Origin of the sequence: Kitasatospora sp. NPDC127035, from assembly GCF_042726075.1 — a bacterium.
Lineage (GTDB): Bacteria > Actinomycetota > Actinomycetes > Streptomycetales > Streptomycetaceae > Kitasatospora.
Genome location: NZ_JBHXDN010000139.1, coordinates 1 through 5,413, shown reverse-complemented (window position 1 = coordinate 5,413; position 5,413 = coordinate 1). Strand labels below are relative to the sequence as shown.

Annotated in this window: 2 protein-coding genes and 1 pseudogene; all 3 read right to left on the bottom strand. The window is 65.6% G+C overall.

What is annotated here, in order from left to right; translation table 11 throughout:
• Positions 1 to 97: 97 nt before the first annotated feature.
• Positions 98 to 1,039, bottom strand: a pseudogene (locus ACFWIC_RS40565) (reverse transcriptase domain-containing protein); the annotation flags it as partial.
• A gap of 625 nt (positions 1,040 to 1,664) precedes the next feature.
• Positions 1,665 to 2,675, bottom strand: a complete 1,011-nt coding sequence (locus ACFWIC_RS40560) for a reverse transcriptase domain-containing protein (RefSeq protein WP_380522174.1) — start codon at positions 2,673 to 2,675, stop codon at positions 1,665 to 1,667.
• Positions 2,676 to 2,873: 198 nt separating this feature from the next.
• A complete protein-coding gene (ltrA, locus tag ACFWIC_RS40555) occupies positions 2,874 to 4,661 on the bottom strand; it encodes a group II intron reverse transcriptase/maturase (protein WP_380522172.1) in 1,788 nt (595 codons plus the stop codon).
• Positions 4,662 to 5,413: the final 752 nt, after the last annotated feature.

Below are 5,413 nucleotides of genomic sequence, written 5' to 3'. Positions count from 1 at the left end.
GACCAACTGGAACAACTCCCACAGCTCATCCGGCACCAGCCGCTCAACGATCAGCACACTCGAAGTCTACTCAACCCACCCAAATGAGATGTCTTCTAAAGCGGAGCCCCCTGGGCTCCAGCCACGCCGTGAGATCAGCCTTGACCTGCTCGGCCTGTTCACGGCTGTGACACATCGCCACGTAATCGTCGGCGTATCTGACCAGCACAGGGCATCCCTTGACCGTCTCAGCGTCGCTGCGGACGCTGGGCCGGTAGCGGACCCCTGCCGCGTGCTCCATTCCGTGCAGGGCCACGTTCAGCAGCACGGGGCTGATCACGCCGCCTTGGGGAGTTCCCTCCCCTGTCGGTGTGAACTCGCCGGACTCGATGACGCCGGCCTTCAGCCAGGCGCGGACCATGCCCCGTGCGGGGAAGGTTCCGAGACTGTTGAGAAGGTGATCGTGGTCGATCCGGTCGAATGCCCCGGCCAGGTCCGCGTCCAGGATCCATCGGCGCTTGCTGCGGTTGCCGCAGAGCGTCTTGAAGATGACCTCGATCGCGTCGTGGCAGCCCCGTCCGGGCCGAAATCCGTAGGACCTCGGCTCGAACCGGGCCTCCCACTCGGGTTCCAGGGCGTTCTTCACGCGTGCTTGCTGCACGCGGTCCGCGAGCACCGGAATCCCCAGGGGGCGCTGTTTCCCGTTCACCTTCGGGATGAAGACCCGCTTGACCGGCAGGACGTTGAGGGGCGAGGCGTGACGGTGCAACCGCTCCGCCAGCTCCCCTCGATCGCGGGAGGTCAAAGCGACCTCTCCGTCGACGCCCGCCGTCTTGCGGCCAGCATTGCGCTGCGTGACCTGCCGCACGCTGACCAGCGTGTTGCTTCGGCTCCGCAGCATCAGCTTCTGCAGATTGCGGACCTTCTTGAGGTCCCCTTCCTTCGTCGCCTTGAAGATCCTCTGCCTCAGTCGCCGTACGTGGTCCTCGTGAGTGCGCCAGCTGATGGCGTCCCAGTCGGGGGCCGCGTCCTCCGGTCCGTTCACTCCGAGGGCCGCCATCGCGAGAGCGAATGGCTATGCCGTCATCTGTGTCCAACTTGCCCTTCGGCTCTGGTACTTCAGCTTTGGTACATCAAAGGCTCACCCGGTCCACGTCAGCTCCCTTTCGGGCCAGGCAGTTGCCTGTATCCGGCCGGTTATGCGAGACGACCGCGAAGGGTGCGGCCATGTTGTCCCGGTTTCCCGTCGTCTTTCGGCGTGCCGGCATTGGCTTCTTGGACCGTCCTGCTCCCGCCGGGGAGTTGGGCCTCCCTCACGGTCGGCTTACCGGGACACGTCCCGGACCCCGACGGGGTTGTCACGTTCCGCATGGCCGAGATCCGGCCGGGGTGGGCGCTCTCTGCACCCCGGGGCGGCGGTGTTCGCACGGCTGGCTCCTAGTCACCAGCCGCCGCCTGCCGTTTCGCAACGGCCAGCCCTGCCCCCAGCGGTTCATCCCATCTCCGGGGGTATCGATGTCGAGGCATCAACGAGAGTTCGCGTCTGCTCACCCGTCCGGCCTTCCCCTTGCCTGTAGCCCCCGGATGGAGCGGGAGCCCTTGGGCGTCTTCCCTGAGCTTCGCACCCTGCCGTTACCAGCAACGCACGTCAGAGCGGGGACGGATCTGTGAACACTTGTCCGGAGCTACGCTGCTGTCATCGGTCTCAGCCCTCCAATCAGCGTGCTCGCTCGAACCATGCGCCTTCGTGTCGCACCGAGAAAATCGAACCCCTCGTCGACATGGCAGACCCTGCTCTTCTCCGCAGACAGGCGAAGGCCCATCGGCGAGAGAACTGCCGCGACTTCACCCCACAGCGCCTCCGCGTCCGCGTGGGACCCGTGGACCAGGACGACGAAGTCGTCCGAGAAGCAAACGATCCTCATCACCGCTCCGCCGGCCTTGCGGTGCTTGGAGCGCTGCCCGACCGATCCGAGGGCCTGCCACTTGTCGTGGAAGTGCTCGTCAAGGACGGACAGGGCGATGTTGCTGAGCAGTGGCGAGAGGATCCCGCCCTGCGGAGTACCGGTGAGATTGTCCCGGTAGGCCCGGTCCTCGGAGAGGATCCCGGCTTTGAGAAACGCCTTCACCAGGGCAAGTACGCGTTTGTCGGAGACGCGACGCCGGACCCTGTCCATCAGGGCCGTATGGTCGATCTCGTCGAAGCACGCCGTGATATCTCCCTCGAAGACCCAGTGGTAGGCCCGTGAGCCGCTGGCAAGGTAGTGGATCTCGGCAATCGCGTCCTGAGCCCGCCTCCGTGGTCTGAAACCGTAGGAGCACGGAAGGAACTCCGCCTCGAAGATCGGTCCAAGGACCAGCTTGAGCGAGGCTTGCACCACCCGGTCTGCCGTGGTGGCGATGCCCAGACGACGGAGCTTGCCGTTCACCTTCGGGATCATCACCTCCCGGACCAATTCGGGACGGAACCGGCGCTCCTTGACCTGCTCTCGCAGACCGGTGAGCATCCGGCACGCCTCGTCGGGGCCGAGGGAGCGCGGAACCGCCCAGTCCGACCCTGCCGAGCGGGCGCCCCTGTTCGTCCGCACTCGTTCCCAAGCCACCGTAAGGAAGTTGGGATCGTGGACGAGGTTGAACAAGTCATCGAACTGACGGCCGGGATCATCAACCGACCAATGGTGCAGCTTGCGCTGCATCCTGCGTACTCGGACCTCAGCCGTATCGGCATCAGGCCACGAAGCACCCGTGTTCACAGGCGTCCTCCACAGTCTGCGTCCTTGCCACGAACCCGTTGGAGCCCTTCGCCATGTGACCGGCTCTGTCGGGTAGCGGGGACGCATTACTGCGTCCCCGCCCCCTAAGAACCGGACGTGCGAGTCGTCCCCGCATCCGGCTCAAGCAAGCCCTGAAGGCTCGCCGGCATGCAGAGGTGCTGGGCCTGCGGCGATCTCGGCTGAGCGTCGACGGCGGCAGGCGGTGTGCACGAGGCGGAGGACCACGTTCGACGTGCCCTGCTCCGGTGAGATGACGATGTACTGCTTCGTCAGCGCCAGTCGGATGACCGCCATCCACTGTTCCCACTCAGGTGGGCTCTGCGGTTGGTGGTCGGCGTGCAGCAGGGACTCCCGACACAGTGGGCAACGGCCGTCTTGCAGCGTCAGCTGCCGCAGTCCGAACGCGTCCAGTGGTGAGGGTGTCCCCTTGCGTCGCCTCTTGGCCCAGTAGTCGGTCAGGGCCGGGTCGTCCGGAGACGAGGTGCCCGCGACCATCTGGTGTCGAACGATCTTCGTCCAGGAGAACTTCCGCAGGTGGGCGCCGGTCTCCCGGTCGCCGAATACCCAGCGGTTCTTGCTGGACGGGTTGAACTGGCCGAAGTACCGATGGACGATCCAGTGCCTCGATTTGTTCTGATGGCCGTGCTTGGCCCACTTATAGCTGAGCTTCCACATGTAGTCGTCCAGCGCGGTGAACGCGTCACTGGAGACCACCGTCCGGCAGTAGGCCGACCAGCCGCGCACGATCGGGTCGATCTTGTGCAGCACCGCACTGACGTTCGCCCCGCGCAGGGCCTTCATCTCCGTGCGTAGCCGTTCCCGGATCCGTCTCAGGGCCGCCGGACTCGGTTTGATCAGCAGCTTGCCGTCGTATCGACGGACGTTGAATCCCAGGAAGTCGAAACCAGAGTCAGCGTGGACGATGCGCGTCTTGTCCTCGTTGAACACCAGCCCCCTGGGAGCCAGCCAGACGGCGAGCTTCGCCTTGACCTGCTCGGCTTCATCACGGCTGTGACAGAGCACGACCAGGTCGTCGGCGTACCTGATCAGCGCCGGGGCGCCCTCGACCGACTCGGCGGCGTGCGTGCCGAGCTTTCGGTAGCGGACTCCGGCGGCCTCTTCCAATCCGTGCAGGGCCACGTTCAGCAGCAGAGGGCTGACCACCCCGTCTTGCGGGGTGCCCTCCTCTGTCGGGGCGAACCGGCCGCGATCGACCACTCCCGCCTTCAGCCAATGCCGGACCAGATCCCTGGCGGGGAACGTGCCGAGCCGGGCGAGAAGGTGCTCGTGGTCGATGCGATCGAACGCCGCTTTCAGGTCCGCGTCCAACACCCACATCCGCTGGGGGTTCTTGCCCTTCAGCGTCAGATAGATGGCGGAGATCGCGTCCTGACAGCCGCGGCCGGGCCGGAAGCCGTACGACTTCGGCTCGAATCGCGCTTCCCACTCCGGTTCCAGCGCGTTGACGACCCGCGCTTGGAGGACCCGGTCGGCGATCACGGGGATGCCAAGTGGGCGCTTCTTGCCGCCTGCCTTCGGGATGTGCACTCGCTTGACCGGCAGGGGTGTCCAGGTCGAGGAGCGATACTGTGCCCAGTTGGCCAACTCGGCCTTCGACTGGGGCAGCAGCGCCGTTCGCCCGTCCACTCCCGGGGTCTTGCGACCAGCGTTGACCTCCGTCACGCGCCGCACGCTCAACAGCGTGTTGGCCCGCGAACGGAGCATCAGTTTCTGCAGATTGCGAACCCGTTTGAGGTCGCCCGCCTGCGATGCCGTGAAGATCCTCTGTCTCAGACGCCGTACTTCGTCCTCGACGGCACGCCAGTCGATCTCGTGCCAGTCAGGGGTGTCGTCCTCCGGTCCGTTCGCCACCACGTCCGCACCGGCATGCGCCCGCGTGTTCGTCATGGCGTCCAACTTGCCCCTCGGTTCCGGTGTCTTCCTCTTCGTCCCTGCACAGGCTCACCTGGCCCACGTCAGCACCCTTTCGGGTCCAGGCATCCGCCCGTATCCGGCCGGTTATGCGAGGCGACCGGCGAAGGAGCCGGCCTGCTGCCTCGCTTTCCCGTTGCCTTTCGGCGGTCGGCATTGGCTTCTTGGGCCATCCTGCTCCCGCTGGAGGATCGGGCCTTCCTTGCGGTCGGCTTGCCGAGACGCTCACGCGCCCCGGACTCCAACGGGGTTGTCACGTTCCGCCGGAGTGAGGTGCGGCCGGGTCGGGTGCCCCCTATACCCCGAGGACGGCGGTGTTCTCCCGACCGGCTTCGAGTCTTCCAGTCGGCGCCTGCCGCTTTCCAACGACCAGTCCTTGATCCCGCTACTGCAACCCATCTGCGGGGCTTCCGATGACGAGGCATCATCAGGGGTTCACGGTTGTTCACCCTGTCGGCATTCCCCGTGACTTGTAACCCCCGGATGGAACGGGAGCCCTTGAGCCTGGCGACCTGAGCTTCGCACCCCGCCGTTACCAGCGACGCACGTCAGGCCCGGGGACAGATCCTCGAACACTGATCCGTAACTACACCTTCGGCATCAGCCGAACCTCCTTCAGTGAAGCTCACTCAGCTCGTGCGACCTCGTGTCGCACCCCGGCCTCCGACTACTACGACTCCTCCGCCCCACCTCGGTGGCATCGATCGACGACGGATCTTCCCTCCCAC